The organism is Nocardia sp. NPDC001965 (assembly GCF_053594175.1).
In genome coordinates this window covers 39,604-64,456 of record NZ_JBSFDZ010000015.1, presented here as the reverse complement: position 1 = coordinate 64,456, position 24,853 = coordinate 39,604, and the positions used below count along the sequence as shown (strand labels likewise).

18 protein-coding genes, 1 tRNA gene and 2 pseudogenes are annotated in these 24,853 nt (G+C 67.3%); 14 read left to right on the top strand and 7 right to left on the bottom strand.

Annotated features, from left to right (window positions below; all coding sequences use genetic code 11):
• Position 1: 1 nt before the first annotated feature.
• Together ACWCPQ_RS21235 and ACWCPQ_RS21230 are read left to right on the top strand one after the other, a co-directional pair.
• A pseudogene (locus ACWCPQ_RS21235) lies at positions 2–190 on the top strand (MBL fold metallo-hydrolase); the annotation flags it as partial.
• A 707-nt stretch (positions 191–897) separates the two neighbouring features.
• The gene (locus ACWCPQ_RS21230) at positions 898–1,377 is read left to right on the top strand and encodes a hypothetical protein (RefSeq protein WP_449901404.1); all 480 of its coding nucleotides are present in this window, start codon (positions 898–900) and stop codon (positions 1,375–1,377) included.
• 78 nt (positions 1,378–1,455) lie between these two features.
• On the opposite strand, the gene ACWCPQ_RS21225 is transcribed toward ACWCPQ_RS21230, so the two are convergent.
• On the bottom strand, positions 1,456–2,358 hold the full coding sequence (locus ACWCPQ_RS21225; protein WP_449901402.1) for a cutinase family protein: 903 nt from the start codon (positions 2,356–2,358) through the stop codon (positions 1,456–1,458).
• 896 nt (positions 2,359–3,254) lie between these two features.
• Here ACWCPQ_RS21225 and ACWCPQ_RS21220 point away from each other — a divergent pair.
• The 3 genes from ACWCPQ_RS21220 to dnaG all read left to right on the top strand — a co-directional run bounded on the left by ACWCPQ_RS21220 (position 3,255) and on the right by dnaG (position 7,659).
• The gene (locus ACWCPQ_RS21220; protein ID WP_449901399.1) at positions 3,255–3,950 is read left to right on the top strand and encodes a YdcF family protein; all 696 of its coding nucleotides are present in this window, start codon (positions 3,255–3,257) and stop codon (positions 3,948–3,950) included.
• Positions 3,951–4,008: 58 nt separating this feature from the next.
• Entirely contained in the window at positions 4,009–5,253 is a 1,245-nt protein-coding gene (locus tag ACWCPQ_RS21215) for a deoxyguanosinetriphosphate triphosphohydrolase (protein WP_449901396.1), read from the top strand.
• A gap of 474 nt (positions 5,254–5,727) precedes the next feature.
• Positions 5,728–7,659, top strand: coding sequence for a DNA primase (gene dnaG, locus ACWCPQ_RS21210; protein WP_449901393.1), 1,932 nt, complete (start codon positions 5,728–5,730; stop codon positions 7,657–7,659).
• 67 nt (positions 7,660–7,726) lie between these two features.
• Here dnaG and ACWCPQ_RS21205 read toward each other — a convergent pair whose 3' ends face one another.
• A complete protein-coding gene (locus ACWCPQ_RS21205) occupies positions 7,727–7,975 on the bottom strand; it encodes a hypothetical protein (RefSeq protein WP_449901391.1) in 249 nt (82 codons plus the stop codon).
• A gap of 199 nt (positions 7,976–8,174) precedes the next feature.
• On the opposite strand from ACWCPQ_RS21205, the gene ACWCPQ_RS21200 reads away from it, so the two are divergent.
• The 4 genes from ACWCPQ_RS21200 (at position 8,175) to ACWCPQ_RS21185 (ending at position 14,995) form a co-directional block, all read left to right on the top strand.
• Positions 8,175–8,247, top strand: a tRNA-Asn gene (locus tag ACWCPQ_RS21200).
• A 319-nt stretch (positions 8,248–8,566) separates the two neighbouring features.
• Positions 8,567–10,282, top strand: coding sequence for a hypothetical protein (locus tag ACWCPQ_RS21195; protein ID WP_449901390.1), 1,716 nt, complete (start codon positions 8,567–8,569; stop codon positions 10,280–10,282).
• 285 nt (positions 10,283–10,567) lie between these two features.
• Positions 10,568–10,942 carry a YbaB/EbfC family nucleoid-associated protein gene (locus ACWCPQ_RS21190; protein ID WP_449901387.1) on the top strand — a complete coding sequence of 125 codons (375 nt, stop codon included), beginning with the start codon at positions 10,568–10,570 and terminating at the stop codon, positions 10,940–10,942.
• A gap of 6 nt (positions 10,943–10,948) precedes the next feature.
• The gene (locus tag ACWCPQ_RS21185) at positions 10,949–14,995 is read left to right on the top strand and encodes a zeta toxin family protein (protein WP_449901384.1); all 4,047 of its coding nucleotides are present in this window, start codon (positions 10,949–10,951) and stop codon (positions 14,993–14,995) included.
• 102 nt (positions 14,996–15,097) lie between these two features.
• Here the strand turns inward: ACWCPQ_RS21185 and ACWCPQ_RS21180 are convergent, their stop codons facing one another.
• Positions 15,098–15,949, bottom strand: coding sequence for a helix-turn-helix transcriptional regulator (locus tag ACWCPQ_RS21180; protein ID WP_449901381.1), 852 nt, complete (start codon positions 15,947–15,949; stop codon positions 15,098–15,100).
• Between the two features lie 199 nt (positions 15,950–16,148).
• Between ACWCPQ_RS21180 and ACWCPQ_RS21175 the strand changes: the two are divergent.
• Together ACWCPQ_RS21175 and ACWCPQ_RS21170 are read left to right on the top strand one after the other, a co-directional pair.
• Positions 16,149–16,472, top strand: a pseudogene (locus tag ACWCPQ_RS21175) (MFS transporter); the annotation flags it as partial.
• A 73-nt stretch (positions 16,473–16,545) separates the two neighbouring features.
• Positions 16,546–17,370, top strand: coding sequence for an MFS transporter (locus ACWCPQ_RS21170; RefSeq protein WP_449901378.1), 825 nt, complete (start codon positions 16,546–16,548; stop codon positions 17,368–17,370).
• A gap of 161 nt (positions 17,371–17,531) precedes the next feature.
• Here the strand turns inward: ACWCPQ_RS21170 and ACWCPQ_RS21165 are convergent, their stop codons facing one another.
• Positions 17,532–17,990, bottom strand: a complete 459-nt coding sequence (locus ACWCPQ_RS21165; RefSeq protein WP_449901374.1) for a hypothetical protein — start codon at positions 17,988–17,990, stop codon at positions 17,532–17,534.
• A gap of 23 nt (positions 17,991–18,013) precedes the next feature.
• Positions 18,014–18,262, bottom strand: coding sequence for a hypothetical protein (locus ACWCPQ_RS21160; protein WP_449901372.1), 249 nt, complete (start codon positions 18,260–18,262; stop codon positions 18,014–18,016).
• A 201-nt stretch (positions 18,263–18,463) separates the two neighbouring features.
• Between ACWCPQ_RS21160 and ACWCPQ_RS21155 the strand changes: the two genes are divergently transcribed.
• A complete protein-coding gene (locus ACWCPQ_RS21155) occupies positions 18,464–19,297 on the top strand; it encodes a sigma-70 family RNA polymerase sigma factor (protein WP_449901369.1) in 834 nt (277 codons plus the stop codon).
• A gap of 203 nt (positions 19,298–19,500) precedes the next feature.
• Here ACWCPQ_RS21155 and ACWCPQ_RS21150 read toward each other — a convergent pair whose 3' ends face one another.
• Positions 19,501–22,116 (bottom strand): hypothetical protein, encoded by a 2,616-nt coding sequence (locus ACWCPQ_RS21150; RefSeq protein WP_449901365.1) that lies wholly within the window; start codon positions 22,114–22,116, stop codon positions 19,501–19,503.
• Between the two features lie 538 nt (positions 22,117–22,654).
• On the opposite strand from ACWCPQ_RS21150, the gene ACWCPQ_RS21145 reads away from it, so the two are divergent.
• Positions 22,655–23,389: a dienelactone hydrolase family protein gene (locus tag ACWCPQ_RS21145; RefSeq protein WP_449901362.1), complete on the top strand. Its 735-nt coding sequence runs from the start codon at positions 22,655–22,657 to the stop codon at positions 23,387–23,389.
• 94 nt (positions 23,390–23,483) lie between these two features.
• Here the strand turns inward: ACWCPQ_RS21145 and ACWCPQ_RS21140 are convergent, their stop codons facing one another.
• Positions 23,484–24,323 carry an amidohydrolase family protein gene (locus ACWCPQ_RS21140; RefSeq protein WP_449901360.1) on the bottom strand — a complete coding sequence of 280 codons (840 nt, stop codon included), beginning with the start codon at positions 24,321–24,323 and terminating at the stop codon, positions 23,484–23,486.
• Positions 24,324–24,377: 54 nt separating this feature from the next.
• On the opposite strand from ACWCPQ_RS21140, the gene ACWCPQ_RS21135 reads away from it, so the two are divergent.
• Positions 24,378–24,845, top strand: a complete 468-nt coding sequence (locus ACWCPQ_RS21135) for a MarR family winged helix-turn-helix transcriptional regulator (protein WP_449901358.1) — start codon at positions 24,378–24,380, stop codon at positions 24,843–24,845.
• Positions 24,846–24,853: the final 8 nt, after the last annotated feature.

Sequence of the window (24,853 nt, the reverse complement as noted above, 5' to 3'; positions counted from 1 at the left end):
CTCTGTATTTCCAGGAGGTGTCGGGAAGACCTGGCGCCCCGGGGATTTCACCACTCTGCTGGATGGGGTGACCACCAAACTGTTCGACCGCTACGGCGACGATACGGTCGTGTACCCGGGACACGGCGACGACACCACCCTCGGCGCCGAGCGGCCGCAGCTGGCGGAATGGAAGAACCGGGGCTGGTGAGCAGGCTGTAGCCGATCGGTCCTATGCGCCACATTGTCAACGCGGTAGCCTCGGAAAACACTGACGAGGTATCTTCTTGTCGCGGTGGACGACTCCGTGAGCTGTCTACGGTGTCTGAGTGGGAGGTCACGGATGAGGCGAGTCCGGATGCCACTCGACCGCGGTGCGGTGCAGCTGTCGAAAATCGGTGGAACGCGCGGTTCGGCAACGGTCGCGATGCTGTCCACTACCGTCCGCCTGGACCGGCCGCTACCGGTACAGCATGGGATTCATGAGCGAACTCCGGCAGCGCGTCGCGCGGTTCTGTGGTGAAAGGTCTTCCTGCCGTCTCCGCCGGTGACTTGGTCCGGCGGCTGCGAGACGATTTGGTGGAGCTCCTCGGCCGGCGAACCGGAGGTTGTCTGCACGATTGTGTGGACGGTATCTCGGGTGGTGCCGGCCGCGCGGCGAGCGCCCATGAGAACGCTGCCGATCGTGCCCGGCAGTTGATCGACTCACGAGATGCGAATACGTCACCGGAGGGCTCCTGTCGGGCGTCGACGGCACGTGCCGGACAAGATCCGTCCACCCTGGAAACAGAATTTTCGTCGCCGACCAACGGATCCCACAGCGTCGAGCCGGACTCCGGTCGGACCGAGCATTTCGTGGTGAGACTCGGCGGAGAAGACCAAGATACCTTCGTGAGCCTACTTCATAAGCTCCCACTTATGCATCTCGTCAGTAATCCCGGTCTCATGTCGAGATTTGCGGAATCCCGGGGAAAGTCGTTCTCGGCATCCGAAAGAAGACTTATCGGTCTCTTCGAGAACATCCAGCCAGAGCGAGGTACGGAACTGAGGAACCTGAACCTCGAGTACCGATGGGTCTCGGCAGATCGGGCGGTGCCAGTTCCGAAGCTCGTCCAGGAGGCGCGCGTGCACGGTGGAGCGGAACCCGATGCCCCCTGGACACATATTGGGTACGGGGTTGCAGAAGACTACATGGAGTCCCATCCCGGCCCCGGTGTCCTTTTCGTCTACGACGGTAACAAGCTCAGATCGCCGACCAAGGAAGAAATAGATGCCGAGCGGTCCGATCCCAATGGGAAACATACCTACATGTATGCAAAGAAACCTGTCGACGGTCTGGAGTTGAAGGACGCGCTCGTCGGGATGGTCCGCTTCGATGCGCCCGGCGACGCAATTTGATCCGTGTGGTGTGAGGAGCTCGACCCTCGGCGGCCGTGACCCGGAGACCACGGCCGCCTGGAGCGAGGCGAACCGGGTTCAGGACAGTTCGACGAGTTTCTGCCGCAGCCAGCTCAGGGCGGTGGCTCCGCCGGCTACCTGGTAGCGCGGGTAGCTCTGGTGGATACCGGATTTGACGAAGTCGTCGACCTGCTTCTTACGTTCCTCGTAGGCGTTGTTGTTGAGCTGGTCGTGCAGCAGACCGAGCCCGCCCGCCGCCAACGCGTCGTTGAGCAACTGCATACCGAGGGTCTGGTAGTTGCCCAGCTGAGTGGGGTCGGCGTTGGAGACCTGGGCGAAGAACCCGGCGATCCGGGCGGCGAAATCGCCGTCGGGAGTCGAGCAGTACAGGTCGCCTACCGCGCAGAACGTGTAGGTGCGGTTGCTGAGCCAGCCGAAGCCGGTGAGCCGGGGGCCGCCGGCTCCGGCGCCGAGGACCGGCGGGCCGACGAGGTTGTCGAGGGGAGAGCGACGGGGGTCGGCGATCAAACCGACCAGACCCACCCGGTCGGCGGGTACCACGCCGAGGCCGGTGCCGATCTCGGAGGCCAGGTCACCGGCCGCGTCCGCGCCCTGGCTGTAGCCCAGCAGCGCGAAACGGGTGTTGCCGCAGCGCCGGGCGACATCGGCGATCAGTCCGCGGGCGCCGGCGACGGCCTCGTTCTTGGACCGTCCGTAGACCTCGCCCTCCCAGGGAAAGGCGGTCGCCGTGTAGGCGACATAGTCGGTGTGCGCGTTGCCCGGTAGATCCTCGGCTGCCAGGGCGAGCATTCCCCGGCCCGGGTCGGCCTTCGAGGTCTCCCAAGTACCGGGAATCGCGACCACGTACAGGCTCGGGCAGCCTTCGGGTGCCGCTTGAGCGGTCGTGGCCACGGCGGGGGCGAGGACCGACGCGAGGGTTACCGCTACTCCGGCGGTGGCGGTCTTCCATCCAGAAAACATCGTGTACTCCATGTGCTCACCGAGACGGCCACCGGCCGTTCACCTGTTCCCAGGGTTCCCGAACAGTCGACGGGCATGCCACACCTTTGTGGCGTGACGCCGGGGTGCGAGTCCGTGGTCACCGATGGATCGGTCGGAGAGACAGCAGATCTCGCCGAGGGATAGCCAAGCACATCGGCGCTCGTTCCGAAAGTCGAATCTACCGGTGTTCGGGCCTGATCAACGGGATATTCACTCTCGGGCCGGCGGCCTGTCGCGAAATTCGCCCGGATGTGGCGGTTTCGGTGCCACCCCTGTGCGCCGCACACGCCTGCCGGTCCGGCCGTGCCCGAAGGTCGGCACTGCGCGGGCCTACCTGGTCTCTGGTCGGCGTCCCGCGCTCTCGGTTCGTAGTCCGGCCAGACGATCCGGGTGGAATGCACAGTACGACCCGCCGCGCCGCCGCGAAACCGCTACCGCAGTGGGAAACCGGGCCGGTGGTCTGCTGCGATGGCCGCCACCCGACGGATCCGGTGGGGCGACAGCGTTCGCCTCGCGCACTGCGGCGTCGCGCTGCTGTCGGATCGCGGAACGCTGCGCGGGCGGCGGGGTGCGGTCACTGGGCAGTGGATGTTCCACTGCGGGTTTCCGGATAGTGGGGGAGTGGTCGCGCGGGCCGCGGCGGCCCGTCCCTCCCACTCGAGGCGAGCCCGCTGATAACGATTCGGACCACAAGGTGCGCCCGCCGAACGCGTGAGCCCGTTCGCGCACTGTCCGGTTCGCCTCGTCTGCGGCGCAGTCTGCCGATAAGCGATCCGCTGACCAGCGGAAACGGATTACCCCCGGGCCGTGGCGAACCGGAGGTACCCGGCCGCCGCGGTGTCCGCGGCCCGGAACCTGCCTGGCAGACTTGTGTCGTGACTTGGACGCCGGCGCGTACACGACCGCACTCGCGTGCGGACTCCGGTGCTGCGCGCGGGATCGGGGCGGGGATCCTGCGCTGGGGCGGACGGCTGATCGGGGGCGCCCTCCTGGTGGGGTTGATCCTGGTGGGCGGTACCGCCGTACGGGTATGGCAGGTGGCTCGGATCGAGGACTACACCCGGGCCGACGCCATCGTGGTCCTGGGCGCGGCGCAATACTCCGGGACCCCGTCTTCGGTGTTCGAGGCGCGCCTCTACCAGGCGGCGAACCTGTACAAGCAGGGAGTTTCCGATCTGGTCATCACGGTCGGCGGGAAACAGGAGGGCGACCTGTACACCGAGGCCGCCTCCGGAAAGATGTACCTGACCGAAGCCGGTGTCCCCGAGGACGCTGTACTCGCGGTGGAGACCGGTTCCGACACACTGCGCAGTATCGAAGCCGTGGCCGACGCGATGCACGAACGCGAACTCGGCTCGGCGGTACTGGTCAGCGATCCGTGGCATTCACTGCGGACCCGCACCATGGCCCGCGACGCCGGACTCGACGCCTGGACCGCCCCCACCCGCACCGGGCCGGCGGTCTACACGCGCGAATCGCAGGCCCACGGAATCGCCCGGGAGACCGCGGCGCTGCTCTGGTATCAGCTCACGCATTTCTCGGCGGATTTCAACTACACCGCAGGGCAGTGAACCCCACATCCGCCGCCGAACCCCCGATCGGTCACCACCCGGTGGCAGACTGGGTGCGGTGACATACACCGAGCACGACCGCGAACGCCTGGTCGTCGAGGCACCCAAAACAGCAGGTCTCGCCGGGGCCGGCGCCCACGGAAACGGGCACCGCACCGAATTCGCGCGCGACCGTGCCCGGGTGCTGCATTCCGCGGCCCTCCGCCGTCTCGCCGACAAAACCCAGGTGATGGGACCGCGCGACGGTGACACCCCGCGCACCAGACTCACCCATTCGCTGGAGGTCGCGCAGATCGGCCGCGGTATCGCCGACGGACTCGGTTGCGATCCCGACCTGGCCGAACTCGCCGGGCTCGCGCACGATATCGGTCACCCGCCCTACGGCCACAACGGGGAGAAAGCCCTCGATATCTTCGCCGCCGATTTCGGCGGTTTCGAAGGCAACGCCCAGAACCTGCGGATCCTCACCCGCCTCGAACCGAAGGTGCTCGACTCCTACGGTGGCAGCGTCGGCCTCAACCTCACCCGCGCCGCGCTCGACGCCGCGATCAAATACCCGTGGCACCGCACCGAGGCCGGCGGCAAATTCGGTGCCTACGAGGCCGACGCCGACCGGTTGTCCTGGGTCCGCAAAGGCGCCCCGGATCGGCGACCGGCCCTGGAATGCCAGGTGATGGACTGGTCCGATGATGTGGCCTACTCCGTGCACGATGTGGAGGACGGCATCATCGCCGGCCGGATCGACCTCCGGGCCCTGGCCGACCCGGTGGAGCGGGTGGCGCTGGCCGAACTCGGACACGTACAGCATCGCGGCCTCTCGGTCGACGACCTGGTGTCCGCCGCACAGCGTCTCTCCGAACTCCCGGTCGTAGCCGATGTCTTCGTCTACGACGGCACCCTGACCAGTTCGGTCGCATTGAAACGGCTCACCAGCGAACTCGTCGGCCGGTTCGCGAACGCCGCGGTCGTGGCGACGCGCGAAGCCTGCCCCGGCCCACTGGCCCGCTACTCCGCCGACCTGGTGATACCGCCGGTGGCGGCGGCCGAGGTCGCTGTGCTGAAAACCGTGGCACTGCGCTACGTCATGTCCGACCCCCACCACAAACTGCGACAAGCCGAACAACGCGACACGATCACCGCGGTCGCCGGACACCTGCTGACCACCGGCCCCACGCTCCTCGACCCGCTACTGCTGCCCTGGTGGGATGCCGCGACCGACGACAGCGCCCGCGTCCGGGTGATCGTCGACCAGATCGCCTCCTACACCGAAAGCCGCCTGGAACGGATCGCGGGCTGTATCTGATTGCCCCGCCTTCGGCGGGGCGGGCGGGGCCCTATTGACCCCGGTTCTTCACTCCGGCGCTCAGTCGCTGCGCTCCTTCGCTCTGTCGCTCCAGAACCGGGGCGGGCCCCGCCTCGGTGCTGGGCTCCGCCTTCGGCGTCGTCGGTCGGGACCGCTCGCGATCCCGGGTCTGCACTCCGGTGACCGGTCCCTTCATGCCCGCGCTCTGTCGCTCCAGAACCGGGCGGCCCGTCGTAGTCGTGGGCTCCACCTCCGGTGGGCCGGTCGGGGCCCCGCGACCCGGGCTTTCGGTCTTGCGCTCGGGTCGCTGCGCTTTTTAGCTCTGTCGCTCCGGAACCGCGGCGGGGCCGGCGCGCTGAGGGGTCGCCAGCCGGAGTGGACGCACACGCCCCCGGCCGGGGTGGCTCCGGGTGTGTTCACCACGGCGAGGGTGCTCGGATTCTGCCGTGAGCCCGCTGGCCTAGACTCGACTCCGTGACCGGACGAATACCTGCTCGCGATATCACCGCCATTCGGGAGCGCGTCCGGATCGAGGATGTGGTGGGCGAGTATGTGGCGCTCAAACGGGGTGGCCCGGATTCGATGAAGGGCCTGTGCCCGTTCCACGACGAGAAGTCTCCTTCCTTCCATGTCCGGCCCAACCACGGCCTGTTCCACTGTTTCGGGTGCAGCGAGGGCGGAGACGTGTACGCCTTCCTGCAGAAGATCGAGCACATCGGTTTCGTCGAAGCGGTCGAGCAGATGGCCGACCGGATCGGCTACCGGATCAACTACGAGGGCGGCGGCACCTCGGTCCAGCGTGACCGCGGCACTCGTTCCCGCCTGGTGGCCGCGAATGCCGCCGCGCACGAGTTCTATATCGAGCGGTTGCGCGGACCCGACGCGACCGTCGCGCGCAAGTACCTCACCGATCGCAACTTCGACGAGGCGGCGTGGACCCAGTTCGGATGCGGTTACGCCCCCGACGGCTGGGATGTGCTCACCAAGCATCTGCTGAACAAGGGGTTCGATTTCAAGGAGCTCGAGGCGGCGGGGCTGTCCCGGCAGGGGCGCCGTGGTCCGATCGACCGTTTCCACCGGCGGCTGCTGTGGCCCATCCGCAACCTCGGCGGGGATGTGATCGGTTTCGGCGCCCGCAAACTCTTCGAAGACGACACGATGCCGGGCAAGTACGTCAATACTCCGGAAACCCTGCTGTACAAGAAGTCTCAGGTCCTGTTCGGGCTCGACCACGCCAAACGCGAGATAGCCAAAGGTCATCAGGCCGTGGTCGTCGAGGGCTACACCGATGTGATGGCCATGCACCTGGCCGGGGTGAAAACCGCCGTCGCCGCCTGCGGTACCGCCTTCGGTGACGACCATCTGGCGATCCTGCGCCGCCTGCTCATGGACGACAACTTCTGGCGTGGCGAGATCATCTTCACGTTCGACGGTGACGCCGCCGGGCAGGCCGCCGCGCTCAAAGCCTTCCTCGGCGACCAGAAGGTGGCCGGGCAGACCTATGTCGTGGTGTCACCCGACGGCCAGGACCCGTGCGAGATGCGCCAGCATTCCGGCGACGCCGCTCTGCGCGATATGGTCGCCCGCCGCGAACCGCTGTTCGATTTCGCGCTGCGGCAGGAGATCGCCAAACGCGAGGACAGCCGCACCCGTGCCCTCACCTACGACAGCCAGGTCGAGGTGATGCGCTGGGCGGTTCCCATCGTCGCGCAGATCAAGGACCACGGCCTGCGCAAACGTTATGCCACCCAGCTGGCCGAATGGACCGGCTGGCAGGATCCGCAGCTGGTGTACCGGCGGGTGGACGAGGAGGCCCGCAAACTCCGGGGCGCCGCGGCCGCCGCGCCCGCCCGCACGCCCCGCACCGAGCAGTCCGGTGTGGGTCCCACCCAGCCGGCGGCCCGCCCCGATCCGCGCGATCCGGTGCTGCGCTCCCAGCGCCAAGCTCTCGCCGCGGGGCTGCAGTACCCGGAGATCGCCGGTCCGGCGTTCGACGCCCTGGAAACCGACGCCTTCACCCACCCCGGCTATATCGCGGTGCGCAGCCTCATGGCCGAGGCCGGAGGGGTATCGGCGGGGCTGTCCGGTGCCGACTGGGTGAGCACGATCAGCGACCTCACCGACGATCTCACGCTGCGTGCCCTGGTCTCCGAACTGGCCAGTGAACCGCTGCCGGTGAAGACCACCGGCGATATCCCCCGGTTCATCACCGGTGTCCTGGCCAATGCCCAGGCCGCTCTGGTCGGCCGGCAGATCGCCGAACTCAAATCACGACTGCATCGGGTCTCCTCCGTGGACGAACCGGAGACCTATATGGCATTGTTCGCCGATCTCGTCGCTTTGGAGCAGTACCGCAAGAGTCTGCTCGAACAAGCCATGGGCAACAGCGAATTCGGCGCTGCCTGACCGGTGGAACCCCGGCGTGTACGGCCGCATTCGGTTCGGTCGTGGGCGGACGGCCCGCGGCTCTGCTCTAGCGCCGCCGCAACTGATCGTGCGGCACCATGACAGTGGTGCGTTCGTCGAGCGGCTCCATCGGCTCCAGTTTCGGCTGGGTGCTCAACTTGTCCGAGAGACGTTGCCGGCTCACCTGCACCAGCTTGCGGGTCACCGGGCTTCCCGCGACCGCGCGCGCACTCGCACTGATCTGCTCGTAGCGCGCCCGCCCGGCTTTACTGCCCAGTACATAACCGGCAGCGATACCGATGATCAACCGCAGCATGTGGGTGGAGCTCCTCCCAGTAGTCCGTGCCGACCCATCCTGCCCGACCGCACCGACACCTGTCGATCCGACTCCCACCTGCCGCTCGCGTCCCGATTTCTCCTCCCGCACCGGCTCGACCCCGCGATTTGGGCGCGCACCCACCCATACGCTAGAGTTTCCTCTCGGTCAGCCCGGTAAGGGCGGGACCGCCGAGCAATCCCCTATAGCTCAATTGGCAGAGCAGCCGACTGTTAATCGGCAGGTTACTGGTTCGAGTCCAGTTGGGGGAGCATAAACAGCAGGTCAGGCCCGATAGCAGGGAATGACCTGCTTTTCTTTTCGGCCGATTACCCGAAATACGCCGGCGTTTCCGCGCCGAACTTCTATTCGGTCGAACGATAGGGCGATCGTTCTTCGTGGCGGGGAACACGGAGAGGCGACTCACCACGGCCGGGTCGAGCTGATCGGTGCGACCTTCCGGATCCGAGGCGGCGCAGGGAAATTCGCTGTCGCACGAGCACGCCGCCACGGTCACGGTGCCCGTTTCGCTGTCCGAGTGCGGCGGGGCAAGATGTGACGGACAAGTCGTGAATTGCGGCGGAGGCGAATGTGAGCGAGTCATTTCTTATCGATCCGGAGGCTGTGCGCGCCTTGACCGGAGAACTGCGTGGTATCGCCGAGAGAGCGGCCCGCACCGCTCGCGACCTGCAGGACGCGCTCGCCGCCGCCGGAATGAACGAAACCTCCGCGAGTTGGGGCGATGACGAGATGGGCCGGGCATTCGCGGAGTGCTACCTGCCGAGCGCCGACGAGGGCGTCGACGCTCTGGAGAACAGTGCCGGCGCCCTCCGTGAGATGGGTGCCCTGTTCACCGCAGCTCTCACGGCTTTCGACGACCTGGATCACGCCGGTGCCGGATTCGTGCGCGACGCGACCGCACCGTCGGAGCTCTCCTTCTCGGACACCGATGTGGGCCCGCTCACCGGCCAGGTCCGCCCGCCGGCACATTTTCGTCCAACGCATACTCCTGCCAGGTCCAGCGGATTCGACCCGAACCGGGGGATGACGACAGCGGCTGTCGCCGCGACACCCGGAGTCGATGGTGCGGTGGAATCCAGCACGTCCGCCCTCGGGACGCAACCCGCGACCGGCGCGCGCGAATCCGCGATCGATACTCCCTCCGGACCGGTGGACGATCGCCCCGACGGGAGCCCCCCACCAACCGGACCGGCGGTGTCCACCCGATCCGCGACCGGCCCCGTCCGCACGGAAACCCTGACGGGACAGGCACCTCGCGGTGCCCAGCGGGCCGTACCCGGCGCCCGCAGTTCTGCCCGCTCCCCGTGGTCCGGGCGCATACCGGTCGAGCAGGCGCCTGTCGCAGGGGGCCGTGCCCCGGCCTCCCCGCCGCATGTTTCCGCACCGAATCAGCCGGGCAGCACACCTCGGGCCGATCCACCGAACCACCCGGGCAGCGCACCTCGCGGTGCCGCACCGGGACGCCGGGACGGGCGCAAGCACGATCAGCGGCTCGTGGCCGTCACACCGAAGCCGCGGAAGTCGAGCCCCCCGCAGGCGCAGATGGTGCCCGAACCGGTGACAGATTCGGCCGTACTGCGCATAATCGACGAGCTGGGGGCCCGGTACGGACTCCGGATCATCGGATTCGACACCGCTGGACTGGACGAACCGGCCGCACGTGAGATCGCCGCGGCCGTCGATTCGGTGCTGGAACGGCATCGCAACATCGACCTGCGGGGGTTGGAAATCGCCGATTCGGGCGATGCGCTGCCCGCCCGGCTCGAATGGACGGTCGTCACCGCAGCCGATCAACCGGAAATCCGAGCGGCGCATATCGTGCTCGACCGGGCCTCGACCACCGACCCCCACACCCGGCTCGCATCCGTCGAGGTGGCGACCCACGGCCGCCGGCCGGCGCCCGGCGCCACGGAACGCCCGCTCTACGCGAACCTGGTCCGGGAACTCGGCCGCGCGTTGGCCGCCGAGGGTCACTACGCGGCACACCGGCTGGCTCAGCGCACGCTGATCGCCGAGTATCGGCGAATCGCCGGCCCGGAGCATGCTCGCGATCCGCTCGGCCGGATAGTGCGTGGCTACCGGCACTGGCGCGACCAGCTCAGTGGGTGTTCCCCTGCCGTACGCTTCGACCCGGCCGCCGCATTGGTCGAAGCGTTCACGGAAGTCGAGTTGTGTGCGGACCGGGCAAGTGCGCCGGCTGTAGCGCTGCACCGGCTGCTGGTGGATACCGCAGGGCAGGGAACCCGACAGGGGCCGCTACCGCGGTTCGTCGGGCGCCGCATATGAGCTCTGGGTCACCGATGCGATTCGACATCGCCCGAGTGGAAGAGTCGATTCGTACGGTCGTCGATCGCCACAGCTCGGACACCGGGTGTGCACAAAGCACCGACGGCCGTCCGAATTATGGCCTGCCGGGACATTCCGTCCTCCGCGGGCCTTCATTAACCTCGGATACCGCTTATAGGTGTAAGTAGATCGCGTCTCGTAGAAATGGGCCCGGGAATCGACCCCCGGCGCGTATGTCTTCCGGGACGCCGCGCCGATGCCGATCCGGCTCGAATGGATGTAGATATGAACCGGAACCATTTCGAAGACTTCGGTTGGGCCACGCGTGATATGCGCTCGCGGATGCACGCATTGCTGGATGCCTACGAGCAGCAGCGGACGCAGATCGGCGAGGTGCGGCAGCAGTTGGTCGACCTGCGTGTTCGGGCCACCACCTCGGACGGCTCGGTGCACGTGACCGTGGATTCCACCGGGGCGGTACTCGAGGTCTGCGTGACTCCGGCCGCTATGCGCGGTACCGCCGGACAGCTGAGTGGGCTGCTCACCGAGACCGCGCGTGAGGCCGCCCGGCTGGCGAAGGAGCAGGCTGCTGTCGTCGTGGCACCGCTGGCGGGCCTTGCCGGCGGTATGCCCGATTTATCCGAGCTCTTGTCGAGGTGAGTTGGTTTGGTCGCTCTGCCGGATGGCTTTCCGTTGGGGGTGTGCGAGCCGGTGCTGGGCCCGTTTCCGCGCGGTAATCCGGAGGCGTTGCGAACGGGGGGCGATGCCTGGGAGCGGGCGGCACGAAGGTGTCTGTCGGAGGCCGAGGGGCTCGAGGATGTGGCCTCGTCCCTGTCGAGGTGTTCGACCGGTGACACAGCGGTCGAGGCGCAGCGGGTGTTGGGCGGGTCGGCGGCCCGGAGACGGGATCTGGCTGTGTATTGCGAGAGCAAGGCGGTGGAGTGCCGCGAGACGGCCAACGCTATCGAACTCGGTCAGTTCACCTGGATTGTCATGGGTTCGGCGCTGGTGGTGGAGTTGCTGGCGTCGCTGGTGATGCCCGCGGGCGGGATGGTGGCGGCCGCCGGGGTGCGGGCGGCCGCGCGGAAAGGGTGGCAACTGGCGTGGGTGCGGTTGATCGAGTCGGTGGTGGCGCTGTGTGCCCGGTTGTCGGCATCGCGTGCGGCATTGATCGGCCAGGGGATCGTGGTGGGTGGGGTAGTCGGCGGTGGCGTCACCTGGGGTGGGCAGATATGGCAGCAGCACCGTCGGGATCGGGACACGATCGACTGGGAAACGGTGACGGTGTCCGGGGCCGGGGGCGCGGCCGGCGGACTGGGTGCGGGAGTTCTGTACATGCGACCGGTGGCGGGGGTGTTGGCGCGATTGCAGGCGACCGGGACCCGGGGCGCCGGGGCGGTGGCGACGCTGTTGGCCGGTGGTGCGGCCGGGGTAGCCGGTGGGGTGACCGGCACGCTGGGAGGCGCGGTCGCCGCAGGTGTGTACAGCGGAAAATTCACGATTCCCGATCGATCGGAGCTCTATCCGGGTGCGGTCAGCGGTGCCTTGGAGGGTTTGCTGTCCGGGGGTGTGCACACTGTCGGCCACTCGGCTGTCCCACCGCGTCCAGCGGCCGGATTGCTCGGTAGTCCTGCCCGGTCGCCGAAACCGAGTGACCTGGCAGCGCTGTTCACTCGTGTCGTGAACTCGCGCGCGTCGGGTCCCTCCGGTGGTGCCGACCTGCCCGGTACTGCCACGGCCACTGCTGCGCACTCTTCATTCCAGCTCGGCGACAGGTCGTCGGCCGGTCCGGCGCGTTCGATGAAGCCTGTCGCCGAACCGTTCGTCGGGGTAGCGAAAACCGCGACCGAGCCCGATCCGGCGGCCACAACCGATCCGCTGCCACCCGACGACAGATCAGCAACAGCTGCGAGCTCCGACCCCGCGATCCCCGGCGTCGCGGAAGCCGGCACCACCGCCGATACCGGCATCGACTCATACCCCCGCCCCGCCACCGACGATGCCCCGGCGGAGCGCCCCGCCACCGGTAGCCGGTACCGGACCGGCCCCGGCGCGGACGATGCCTCCGTCACCACGGGGGTCCGGGTATCCGCCGGCCCGGCCACGGACCCACCGGCCGCTGTCACCGACTCGGCAACCCGTACCACCGGAAACGCCGCCGGTATCCACATCCCGGTCGGGGCCGATATCGCGGTGACCGCCGCCGACCCCGGCCGTCTCACTGTTCCCACCCCATCCGATCCACCCGTCGAAACCGCGTTCCCACCGTTTTCCGCTGACGCCCACAACCGGTCCGAACCACATGAGAACATTCCGTGGACCCGCACCACCGAACACCTCACTCCACCAGAGTTCCCCACGCCGGAACACAACCCCGCACCTCGGCGATCCCCGCACAATCCGCCACGGGAGCCGGGTTCTTCCGCACCGGCGGACGAGCGAGGGTGGCGGCAGCGGCGGGTCCAGGACGAGTCCGAATTGGCCCGAGCGCTCTATCACCGGCCGGAGACCAGGCGAGCCGTAATCGCCGTGATAGATCGATTACGCGCGGTTCTTTCCGCCCTCCATCCGCACGCGACTCGGGAGCAGATCGACAATGCCTTCTACACGCCCGAGGAGACGATTTCGGGAGGAATGGTCTTACGCTCGGTGCCGTTGGACGAGTTGCGGCGAGACGGCAACCTGCGGGAGCTGATGTCCGCGGTGCAGAATGCGATGTGGCGAAGCCGGGAAATCGCCGACCCTTCCGGCACGACTCTGGACGACGGTCTGGCCGGGTTGCTCAACCAGCCGGAGTGGGGGGAACGAGCAAAGCGGCTGGGACTGAACGCCGACGCACTGGGCCGAGTGCGCGAATCGATCACCGGCGGCGACCCGGGCGCGGCGATTGCCGCACGAGAACTCCGCTCGTCGGGCCATGGTATGAGCGATCCCGGGCATATCACGATTCGTGAGGAGATCGTTCGCAGCGGCGCGAACAGAATGCCACGTGAAATACCGGATCAAGTACGCCGGAGCCTGACCGTCCAGGACTGGAGTGTGCTCGGTATGCCCTTGTCGACCCGGGAATTGGAGGCGATTCCCGGCGGTCTGGTCGCGCTCCGTAAGACCCGGCTGGATCCGCACCTGCCGTTACCGCGTGATAAGCGGGGCCGAGTCGATGTGAAATCACTCGAAGCTCGGCTTGCCGCCGAGGACCCCGCATTTCGTCACATTCTTCCGCTCTACCGGTACGACGAGCACGGCCGCCGGATGCGAGATGAATCGGGCCACGCTGTAGTGGACGGCGTTCTGGCATACCATGAGCACGGAACAGTGGACGCCACCACCGCATTGCGACTCGACCCGCACGAGTTCGCTGTTCCGCTGCCGTGGCGGCCGGGCGCGGCCCGGTTCGACTTCGCGAAGGACGGTGAGTGGTTCCGGCGGACCGCGGTCGAGCGTGGAGTTCCCGTTGGATCCGGGGTTTCGGGAACTGCGGCGAGAATAGCGGCGCGATTCGACTGGATCATGCCGCCGGGTGTTTCGAAACACGATTTCGCCGGAGCAATTCTATCCCTCCTGCTACCGCAACATCATTCTCTCTACGAAACGGTATGGGGAATGCAGATGGTCGGAATGTCAGTGGTGGACGCGGCAGTCTTCCGGGCACCGGACAGTACGGTCGCAGATCTGTATGAAGCGGTTTTCGGCGTGTTCGGAATCCCGGCGCCGGAAAGTCCGGCGCGAGCCGCTCCGCTTTCCGCTGTTTCGCACTCGCACAGCCGCGCTCCCTATGCGATAACGGAGCCCGAGCTGCTGCCCTCCGTCGAAGACTTCGAGCTGAGTGATCGCCGAATCCAATCGATTTTCGACGAGAAGATAGCACCCGCGCTCCTTACCGACCGGCCGATGCGCTCCCTGGAACAGGTGGATGAGCCTGTGCTGTATGTTATCGGCGGGCAGCCCGGTGCCGGAAAATCGACACTGGTGGACAGGATTCGCGATGAACTGTCCGAACAGGGTGGTGCGGCATTGATCCAAGCCGACGAGCTGGAAAGATTTCATCCAGCATATTCGGCGCTGTATCGGGAGAACGATTTCACCGCGCACGATTACCTGTATCCGACGGCTCGGAAATTTCGCGATATGCTCGAGGGTTTCCTCGTACCGGGTCCGCACAATCTCATAATGGAAGGCGGTAATTCCGATCCCCGGGGTACGCTCGCTCGAATCGCACATATAGGAGAAAGTCGCAGCCGAACAATTATGGAAGTAATAGCTCTGCCGAGGGAGCAGAGTGATCTGGCTCGGTTGGAACGCTTTGTGAACGGTCGGGAAACCGTTGGATTCGGCCGCTATGTCACCCGTCGGACTCACGACCGGCTTTATCTCGGCGCATCGGAGCTGGTCCGACTGGTCGAATCGGAAATGCCGGTTTCGGTGAATTCATTGCGGATCCGTACCCGCACCGACCTCCTCTACGAGAACCATCGCACCTCGGATGGAAAGTGGCACGACCCGCCGCGTGCTCGGGTGATATTGGAAGCCGAAAGAAATCGGGAGTGGACCAGCGAAGAGTGCCGGGCATTCGAGGACCGGATCGCCGGGTTGAGTGAGTTCGTGGACTCGAAGGTGCACCAGGACCCTGCCCGCTGGATGCCACTGGTGGACGAGATCGACGGTTTACGAGTCCTGGCAGAGCACAAGCTGTCCGGGTCGGCGTCGCCGTGACCGGCGCGCGTGTCGTCGCGCTGCTCGACTTCTCGCCGCTACCGATAACAGCAGGTAGTGGGATCGTTATTGTCCCGTCCGCCCCGGCCCGGTCGATTCGTATCAGCCCGCGAAAGCGGCCTCGGGGGGAGCGGTCGCGTCCGCCAGGCGTTCCAGTGCGTGGTAGGCGGCCGTGCCGGGCTCGGCGCTGTAGGCCACGAGTCGCTGACCCGCTGCGTTCGGCACGGCCAGTACCGCGTAGTCGAGGGTGAACGCGCCGACCAGCGGGTGATGGAGATGTTTGTGGCCACTCACCTTGTGCCGCAACTCATGGTCGTCCCACAGCTCGCCGAACGCGGCGCTACCCGCGTTCAGTTCGGCCACCAGCCGGCGCAGTACCGGGTCGTCCGGGCGCTGTCCGGTGGCCGCGCGCAGATGTGCCACCGAATCGGCGGCGATATCGGCCCAGTCGGAGAACCGCCGCCGGGATTCCGGCTCGATGAACACGTAGCGCAGGTTGTTCGGTCGGCGGGGGCCCGCGGTCAGGTGGCCGAATATCGCGGCGGCGCTCGTATTCCAGGCGAGTACGTCGCTGTACCGGTCGATCACGTACGCGGCGGTCGGCACCGACAGCAGTTCCAGCATCCGGCGGGCGCCCGGGGCCAGTTCGTTCGGTTCGGCGGGCAGCAGTCGTACGTCGCCGCCGAGAGCGAACAGGTGCTCACGTTCGTCGGCGGTCAGCCGCAACGCATTCGCCAGTGCGGAAAGCACACTCGGCGACGGATGCGGGGCGCGACCCTGTTCCAGACGTGTGTAATAGCCGAGGCTGACACCCGCGAGTCCGGCGATCTCGGCCCGGCGCAGGCCTTTGGTGCGCCGGACTCCCTCGACGGTGATGCCCGCGGTCCCGGGATCGAACGCGGTCCGGCGGGAGCGCAGGAACGAACCCAATTCGGCCGCCTGAATACCTGCCATCTCGTCCTCCTGCCCGGTACCGCGCCTCGTTCAGGGTAGCCCTGGCAGGTGCACCCTCCGCTATTGTCCGGCCGGGAGTGCGCGATCGAAGCTGAAGGACGTGAGCACAACCGTCATCCTTCCCGAACCCGCCGCCGGGACCACCGAGGCACCGACGCAGGCAAGGTGGACACTTTTCGCGGCGTCCTTCGGCTTCCTGATGGTCAGCCTGGACGCCACCATTGTGAACGTGGCACTGCCCACGCTGGGGCACCGGCTCGGCGCGGGCTTCGGGCAACTGCAATGGGTGGTGGACAGCTACACGCTGATGTTCGCCGCCTTCCAGCTGATCGGCGGCACGCTGTCCGATCGGATCGGGGCGCGGCGCGCGTTCACCGTGGGCCTCACGCTGTTCACCGTCGCATCGCTCATCTGTGGGCTGGCGGTGTCCCCGGCAATGCTGATCGCCGCCCGGTTCGGGCAGGGGCTCGGCGCGGCGATCCAGTTGCCGGCGTCGCTGGCCATGATCCGGCGCGCGTACGACGACCCCGGCAAGCGCACGCGGGCCGTGGGTCTGTGGGCGGCCGCGGGCGGGGGCGGCGGTGGCGGCCGGGCCGGTGATAGGTGGCGTGCTGCTGGTGACGCTGGGCTGGCGATCACTGTTCCTGGTCAACCTGGTGATCGGTGCGCTCGGCCTGCTGGCCGTGACCCGCGCGGCGCCTACGCCCGCCGGATCCGGACGGCGGATCGATCCGGTCGGGCAGCTCACCGTGGTGTCGGCGCTGTGCGGCCTGACCTACGGTCTGATCGAGGGCGGCCATCAGGGCTGGACCGCCGGGCCGGTGCTGATCGCCCTGGGCGCGGCGGTAGTGGGTGCGGCCTTCTTCATCTGGTGGGAGCGTCGGGTCGAGGGTCCGATGCTGCCGCTGGATCTGTTCGCGCAGTCCACCTTCTCGGTGGCCTCGGTGGTCGGTTTCGTGCAGAACTTCGCGTATTACGGCATCGTCTTCCTGCTGTCGCTGTTCCTGCAGGAGCAGCGGGGCGACTCGGCACTGGTGACCGGACTGGTGTTCCTGCCGATGAGCCTGGGGGCGCTGACCGCCAATCTGCTCGGCGGCCGGATCACCGCCGCGTTCGGTCCTCGACTGCCGATGGTCGGCGGCCAGATCGCCTTCGCGGGCGGGTTGCTCTTGCTGGTCCTGGGTGGCGCGGATATTCCGCTGTGGATGATCTGGGCGGCGACCGTCCCGGTCGGGTTGGGTGCCGGGCTCGTCGTCCCCGCCATGACCAGCGCGGCCATGGAGGCCGTTCCGGCCCGCTACGCCGGTGTGGCTTCGGCGCAACTGAATACGGCCCGGCAGGTGGGGGGAGCGGTAGGCGTCGGGTGTTCGGCGCGCTGGTGGCCGGGAACTTCCTCGGTGGGCTGCAGACCTCGCTGCTGACCGCCGCTGTGGCGTTGCTCGCCGCGGCGGCGATCGCTGCGAGATTCGTCGCGGTCCGTTAGCGCAGGAAGGTGCCGGTACCGGTGTTGCCGTCGCCGGATCGCAGCGGCGGCCGGAGACCGATACCGGTGCGGCGCGGCATCGTTGCGCAAAGCCGGAGCTCAGCGTATCGGTGGGAACAGTGGTGGGGGTGTACCGATGGGGATGACCCGGATGCCGGACCAGGGACACGGTGTGCGGCTGTCGTAGGAATGATCGGCTATGCGCTCATCCGCCACCGTGACCAGCGTTCCCGGGCAGAGTCCCGGGCAACTGATCGCGGTGACAGGCCCGATGAGATTCGTACGGATGAAGATTCGCAGTTGCCGGAGGTTGATCCACGGACCGCGGCCGCATTCACATGCCGGGCTGTCGGACACTTTCATGCCGACCCAGGGGCATTCTCCGGGGACGTTGCGCCAGTGGTCGGCGATCCGGCCGTCCGCCAGCCGGGTGCCGTGCAGACAGTACTGTTTTTCCGGGCAGTAGTAGAGCCCCGGGGACGATTTGGGTACGAGCATTCCGGTGTGGATCCAGGGCGCGATTCGGCACCGGCATTCCGTGCCGTTGGGCAGTGGCATGTCGTTCTTTCCGTGCTGGGTTGTCAGGAACCGGCTGCGCCGGGGTATCGGGAAATCTGCTGATCCGAGCTCGGGGTGTTACCGATTTCGGAATGAAAAGTGCTGGGCGAGAGCGAAGTCCGCGGATCGTTGTCGGGTGAGCCGCGCAGCCCCGCGGCTATCCGTTCGAGGATCGCGGTATCCGTGCACCAGGTGTCCTGCCAGAGTCTCAGTGTCGCGGCGATAGCTCTGTTGGTGGTTCGGGTGGGCAGCGTGGGGCGTTGTTCGGGCATGGTCCGACCTCATGGGTTCGATGTGCTGAACAGGGGGCACCGGCTCGCGCCGGAGAATCGGCGCGGGCCGGGGACACGCATAACGCAAGGGTTTACCCCCGCTAAACACGGCGGGCGAGAACGACCCTGTGGTTGAGGGGGTATAAACACAACCTTACGGCGGCCGTCCGCCCGACGTCAAGGCGTTCTAAACTCGGAGACGTGGATGGCGCGAACGAGTTCGACGAGGTCCGAAGCGATCCGGACCCGGTCCGCCGCGGGCAGCGAGCCACCGAGATGATCACGCTCTACCAGCAGCGGGGCACCGAACTGGCCAGATTGCGGCGAGAAGCGATCGAAGAAGCACACCGGACCGGCCTCAGTTACACCGAGATCGCCGAGCGTCTCGGGATCACGAAAGGCCGGATCACTCAGATCAGAGCGAGTGCTCCGCCGCCCGAACGGGCCTTCTTCGGCGTCGGCCCGGTATCGGTCGGGATTCCCCGGCAGACCGACGCCGAGGACACGCGCGAAGAGTTGTCCTTCGACGTGAGTTTCCAGGCGACCCAGGAGCGAGTGGAAGTCGACCTCGCACGTCTGTCGCTGGCGTCCACCCGATTCGAGATCGACTCCGATGACGAACAGGTTCCGGCCGGCGACGCCGTGGTGATCTGTGGTCCGGAGTCGGCGCCGGTGGCCGAGAGTCTCCTCGCCGCCGACGAGGCCCTGAGCTTCGAGAAGATCGACGGAACATGGTGTCTGATAGAGAAGTCCACCGGCCGGCGGTACGACTCTCCGTTCCGTGCCGACCTCGCCAACCGGATCGATATCGGATACCTGGGCCGACGGGTGGCGGACGGTCGCGTCATCGTCCATATCGCAGGTGTGACGAGTATCGGATCGCTGGGCGTCGCCCATTGGCTCAGCGACAACGTCTCCGAGCTCTACGAGCAATCGGCCGGATTCACCAGCGCCGTGATCGAATGCGACTTCGACGAAGAACCGTCGATCACCGAAAGCCGGATCGTGGCGGGACCTTTTACGGCGCCGGAGTGAGAGGCCCGAGGTCCGCGCTTCGGCGAGATCAGTGATACCGGCCGGCGCGGCCCTGATGCATCGGCATGCGGCCCCGCTGGCGCCCGGTTCTCCCGGTCGGCATCGCCGCCACGGGCGACCCCGCCCGGGCCTGTGTCGATCTCGGCACGAGCGTCCCGGCCGATCCGTGCGGCGGTCCACCGAGCGCCGTGCGACGACACCGCTCAGACCTGCATGGTCGCCCCGTCATCCGATGCCGGGACGCCTGGGCCGGCGCCTTCCTCCGCCGACCCAGGCGATTCGATACCCGGCGGATGCCTGAACCCGGCGAATCCGCCGAGCCCCCCCACACCGTCGGCCATCACCGGCGCGATCGGTGTCAACTCCCCCTTGATGACGACATCCACGACACCGCCTTCGGGATCGCCTTCCTTACGCTGAACCCGCACGACTGCCGCTCCGTGGTCGAAGGTGATCACGTCACCGCTCATGAGGTCGAGCGGGCCGACACGTGCCAGCTCGTTCTCGTCGGCCCACCGCGCGTCCGTATCCGCGTACGCGGCCTTCGCGTCGGTACCGCCCTTGTTGCTGTAGGCCACTTCGAAGGCGCGGGCGACACTCGCGGACACCCACTCGACGACACCGTCCACGATATGGGTGTATTCGACCCTCCCGTCCCCGTTTCGTTCCCGAGCCGGCGACGATACCGGCCGGGGCGCGGTCTCCTCGGCGTCCCGGCCGGCCGGTGCGTCGTCTGATGTCTGTTCTCCCGAAGCCTGCTGGGGCCACGGCGTGGTCACCGCCCGCTGCGGTGTCTGCGGCGCGGCGGCCTGCTGTGTTCCAGGGTTCGGACCGGAATCGTGATACCGGTCGGAATCGTGTTTCACATCCTCGTCCGGACCGGTGTCGGAGAGGCCGGGATCCTGCATATTCGACAGCCAGAGCGGCAGCATCAGACTGGAAGGATCGAATCCCGCGGCGCCACCGAGCGGATCTGCCGACGGCGGCGGGGTCGGCACGGCGTTCGGTACAGAAGGCGAATCGACGGTAGCCGGCTCGATCGCGTCGAGCGCGTCGATCGACGAGGAATCGCCGGACCCGGTGCCGGAAACAAGATCGGTGCCGGAGCCGGTATCGGTGACCGGGGCACTGCCGGAGCTCGGACCGGTCTCCGCCCCACCTGTGTAGAAAGGATCGCCACCACCGGGGGCTGCCGCACCGACCACACCGGTACCGGCGGCGGCACCAGCGGTACCGGTACCGCTGACATCGGTACCGCCGGCTTCGGTCGGACCTGTACCAGCAGAACCCGACTCGGCTCGCTCGGTAGCACCAGTAGTGACTTCGGCATCGCCGGTGTGGGCGGACCCGGACTCGGCCGCATGTGTATCGGGCTCGCCCGACCGCGTATCGGCAGAACCTGAATCGCCGGGCTCGTCCGCGGCCGTGTCGGAATCACCGGCTTCGGTGTCGGCGGAATCGGGATCGGTGTCGGCGACTGCGCTGATACCTACGCCGGCCGCGACCGCGGCGACACCGATCCCGGCCCCGACACCGACATTCCGCATTGTGCGACCGGACCCCGTATCCCCGCGACGAGAGTCCGGACGACCCTCGGAATCGGTGCCACGAGAGTCCGAACGACCATCGGTGTTCGCGCTACGAGCGTTCGGTTGGTTGGGGGTGTGGGTGTCGGGGGTGTTGGGTTGTTCGTCGGTGTGGGTGTCGGGGGTGCTGGGTTGTTCGTCGGAGTGGGTGCCGCGGGCTTCCGGGTCGACCACACTCCTCGGCGAATCTCCTTCGCCCGCGCCGTCTGCTCTGCGGTTCGGACCCGGGCCGGTGGGGGCCGAACGCAGGGCAGATACTTCACGCTGCGAGTTTCGTACCGCCCTGTCCCGCGCTGCCTGTTCCCTTCGCTCCTCGCGCTCCTGCCGTGCCTGCTCTCGCCGTGCCGCGTCTTCCTGCCGTTCCTGTTCTCGCCGGGCTGCGGTCGCCTGCTGTTCCCGTTCTCGCCGTGCCGCTTCTACCTGTCGCTCCTGTTCCCGCCGTGCCGCTTCTACCTGTCGCTGGTGCTCCCGCACCAAGCGCTCCCGTTCCTTCGGAATGTCGTTTTCCAGCCGCCGGACCTCCCGCTCCAGCCGCCTCTGCTCCTTTGCTTGCTCGCTCACCATCCAATCGATGTTGTCGCGGGCTTCGGTCAGATCTCGCAATTCCCGTGCGGTCCGGTCGTCGTATCGGATCTCCAGGTCTCGCCACCGCGACTCCCGTGCCGCACTGGTACCGGGGCCGCCCGCCGCGGTGGTCTCGCCTCGAAGCCCGCGCAGTTCCGCGCGTAGTTCCGCTCGCCGGCGCGTCAGAGCGTCGAGGCGCAGACGACCCTCGTGCCGTCGATTCTCCGAATTCCGGAGCTCTCCGATGGTCTGATCGCTGTTGCGGACTTCCCACGGCTGGTGCCCGGCCTCCGTGCGACGCGCGATGTGCCCGGTCAGCTCTGCAGTCAGACTCCGGTACTCCGCTTCGGCGTCGTCCAGCCGTCGGGCGAGCCGCTCGCGCGTCGGATGCTCGTCCAACTGCCGGCCCAGCGACCATCGTTCGCGTTCGAGTTCGCGCAGCCGGGAACGCGTTATCATCTCTTCGGTCAGGTCGCGCAGCGCCTGTCCGTGCACCGATACCGCGTGCGGGGTCACCCCCTGGTAGTCCCTGTCCCGCAGCTGACGCTCCAGTTCGTCCCGCGAGAGCGCGGTGGTGTCGTCGAATGCGCGAGCTCCTCCTCTGACTCCTCTGCTCGTGACGGTGTCGAGGTCGTCCGCCGCTACCCGGGCCATCCGGGTTGTCGTCACACCCAGACGCTGACAGACAACCTGAACGACTTCGTCCAGATTCCTCCATGCCAGCATGGGGTTCCCCCTCCGTCTACCGGCCGGATTCTATGCCGACCAGGGCAGGCCAACGTCTCGAATTGTGAGTGATCCGAGCTGTTTCCGCGGCTTCGGCTCGAGGTCCGGTGTCGTGGAAACGTCACCGGTCGACCGACTTTCGTCGATACCTGGCTACTCATCCGAACGGTACAGCGCGAGCGGCCGCTTACATCTACTGGCGACACCATCCCGGATGCGATTTCCGCGTTTCGGTTCGTCGGAACGCGGCGAGGTGTTCGTCGAACTGCAGTGTCGGTGAACCCTGTTTTGTTGCGGCCCGAATTGTCGAGCGGGGCATGCCCGTCTTCCCCTTCCGATAGAAGGGCGAGCAAGCCGAGAAGTTCGCGGCAACAAGGTGACACGCTCCCTACCGGGGCCCTGTTCCAGGGGAGCACTCGCACTGTTGCGCCGGCAGTGAACACCGACCCGACCGGGCTCGATGATCACTACAGTCGATCGTATGACGACAGTCACAACGCGCACGGTCGAGTACCCGGCCGACGGCCTGACGATGATCGGTCACCTCGCGCTCCCGGCCGGCGACGACCGCCGGCCCGCGGTCCTGATCGGACCAGAAGGCATGGGGCTCAGCGACGTCGAACGCCGCCGGGCCGACGCTCTCGCCGAGCTGGGATACGTAGCGCTGGCCTTCGATATCCACGGCGGGAGGTATCTGGGCGCCCCCGAGGAGATGCTGGCCCGTTGCATGCCGCTACTCGCTGACCCCGACCGGATGCGGGCCATCGGCCACGCGGCGCTCGACGTATTGCGCACCGCACCCCGCACCGATCCCGACAGGATCGCCGCCGTCGGTTACGGCACCGGCGGCGCGATCGCGCTCGAACTCGGGCGCGACGGCGTCGATCTGCGCGCGATCGGGACAGTCAACGCACTGACCACGGGTCGACCGGGCGAGGCGGCGCGCATTCGCTGCCCGGTGTGGGCGGGGGTCGGGTCGGAAGACCCGATCATGCCGCCCGCGCAACGCGACGCGTTCACCGCCGAGATGCAGGCTGCCGGCGTCGACTGGCGCGTCGTGGTCTACGGCGGTGCCTTGCACGCCTTCCACCATCCGCCGGTCGACCACCCCACGGTCCCCGGTGTCGGCTACCACCCACGGCACGCGCAGCGAGCCTGGCACGACGTCGTCGACCTGCTCACCGAGTGCCTACCCGTAGCGGCTCCGGCATCCTGAAGCTGTCCCCGGCCGCGCAGCCGTTGTCGTGGCTACTATTGCGATCGTCGGTCCTCGAAGAGGGAGGATTTGCGGGGACGCTCGGGTCGGTCGGTCACGGGCGAACCCCGGCGGTGGCGGGCCCGGGAAGACGGAACACCCGTCGTGCGGTGCCCTCGAGGAAACCGGTGCGGAGATCGTCGTCGAACTCCAGTGTGTCCAGATCGCGTAGCGCGCGGACCGGATCGATCATCGGCCAATTCGTGCCGAACATGACACGGTGGCGGCCGAGCGTTCGGGCGAAATCGAGGAATGCCGGGGGTAGGCGGTCGAGCGCGTATGCGGAGGAGTCCACGTAGAAGTTCGGGAATTTGACGGTGAGCGTGATGACTTCGTCCAGCCAGGGAAATCCCACATGACCGCCGACGACCACCAGATCCGGAAAATCGAGCAGAACCCGTTCGAGGTACGGGATCGGCCGGCCGGTTTCCGAGGTTTTCAGCGGCCCGGTGTGCCCGATCTGGGTGCACAGCGGTACGCCCGCTTCGACGCATGCGGTGTAGACGGGGTAATAGAGCCGATGGTCCGGCGGTAGCTCCCAGAGCCAGGGCACGACCCGGACGCCTACGAAGATGTCACCGGCCAGGTCGCGTACGGTCCGCGCGGCACGCACCGGATCGCGGAGGTCGACTCCGAGCAGGCCGCGGAATCGGTTGGGCGCGTGATCGATCGCGGCGTGTACCTCGTCATTGGTGATCAACGGTCCGCCGGGACCGTACCAGGCCGACAGCAGCGCCAGGTCCACTCCCGCGGCATCCATTCGCGCGAGGGTGTGGTCGAGGCCGGGCGCCATCTGGGCGGAGTCCTTGCCGGTCCAGCGCAGCAGGGTGGCCAGCCAGGGCTCGCGGGCCATTCGCGGGCCGACCTGCTGGGCCCACACATCGATCGTTCCCATGGGCGACTCCTCTCCCGATATACTTCACTATCAAAGTATTGAGAGGTGGACCGGATGGCAAGGGACCCGTACCGGCTGATCGGCCGGATCCAGCAGGTGTCCCATTCGTTGCGCAAGAAGTCCGACCGCCTGCTCATCGACGCTGCCGGGGTCACCACGGCCCAGGCCGGGATCCTGGCCGTGGTCGCGGATGATCCGGGCTGCTCACAACGGGGTATCGCCCGGCGACTGCGGCTCGGTGAACCTGCCGTGGTGGCCGCCGTGGGGAGACTGCTCGATGCCGACCTGGTCGAGCGGCAGGTCAGCGACCACGATCCGCGGGCGGTGGCCCTTTTCCTCACCGCGCACGGAGTCGAGACGGTGGGCCGGGCCCAGCAGACCTACGGCATCATCAATCAGGCGGTGCTGGACGCGCTGGGCGCCGACGGCCGGGCACGATTCGCCGAACTGCTCGATGCGCTGGATCAGGCCGTCGGTGCGCTGCCGCTCTCGGTGGACGACCAGGATTCCCCCGGCACCTGACGGCAGCT

Coding starts and splice junctions, on each gene's coding strand:
- ACWCPQ_RS21205 (WP_449901391.1), bottom strand. CDS start 7,975: ATGCTGCGGTTGATCATCGGTATCGCTGCCGGTTATGTACTGGGCAGT.
- ACWCPQ_RS21180 (WP_449901381.1), bottom strand. CDS start 15,949: ATGGCAGGTATTCAGGCGGCCGAATTGGGTTCGTTCCTGCGCTCCCGC.
- ACWCPQ_RS21165 (WP_449901374.1), bottom strand. CDS start 17,990: ATGCCACTGCCCAACGGCACGGAATGCCGGTGCCGAATCGCGCCCTGG.
- ACWCPQ_RS21145 (WP_449901362.1), top strand. CDS start 22,655: ATGACGACAGTCACAACGCGCACGGTCGAGTACCCGGCCGACGGCCTG.
- ACWCPQ_RS21160 (WP_449901372.1), bottom strand. CDS start 18,262: ATGCCCGAACAACGCCCCACGCTGCCCACCCGAACCACCAACAGAGCT.
- ACWCPQ_RS21140 (WP_449901360.1), bottom strand. CDS start 24,323: ATGGGAACGATCGATGTGTGGGCCCAGCAGGTCGGCCCGCGAATGGCC.
- ACWCPQ_RS21230 (WP_449901404.1), top strand. CDS start 898: ATGCATCTCGTCAGTAATCCCGGTCTCATGTCGAGATTTGCGGAATCC.
- ACWCPQ_RS21190 (WP_449901387.1), top strand. CDS start 10,568: ATGAACCGGAACCATTTCGAAGACTTCGGTTGGGCCACGCGTGATATG.
- ACWCPQ_RS21225 (WP_449901402.1), bottom strand. CDS start 2,358: ATGTTTTCTGGATGGAAGACCGCCACCGCCGGAGTAGCGGTAACCCTC.
- ACWCPQ_RS21135 (WP_449901358.1), top strand. CDS start 24,378: ATGGCAAGGGACCCGTACCGGCTGATCGGCCGGATCCAGCAGGTGTCC.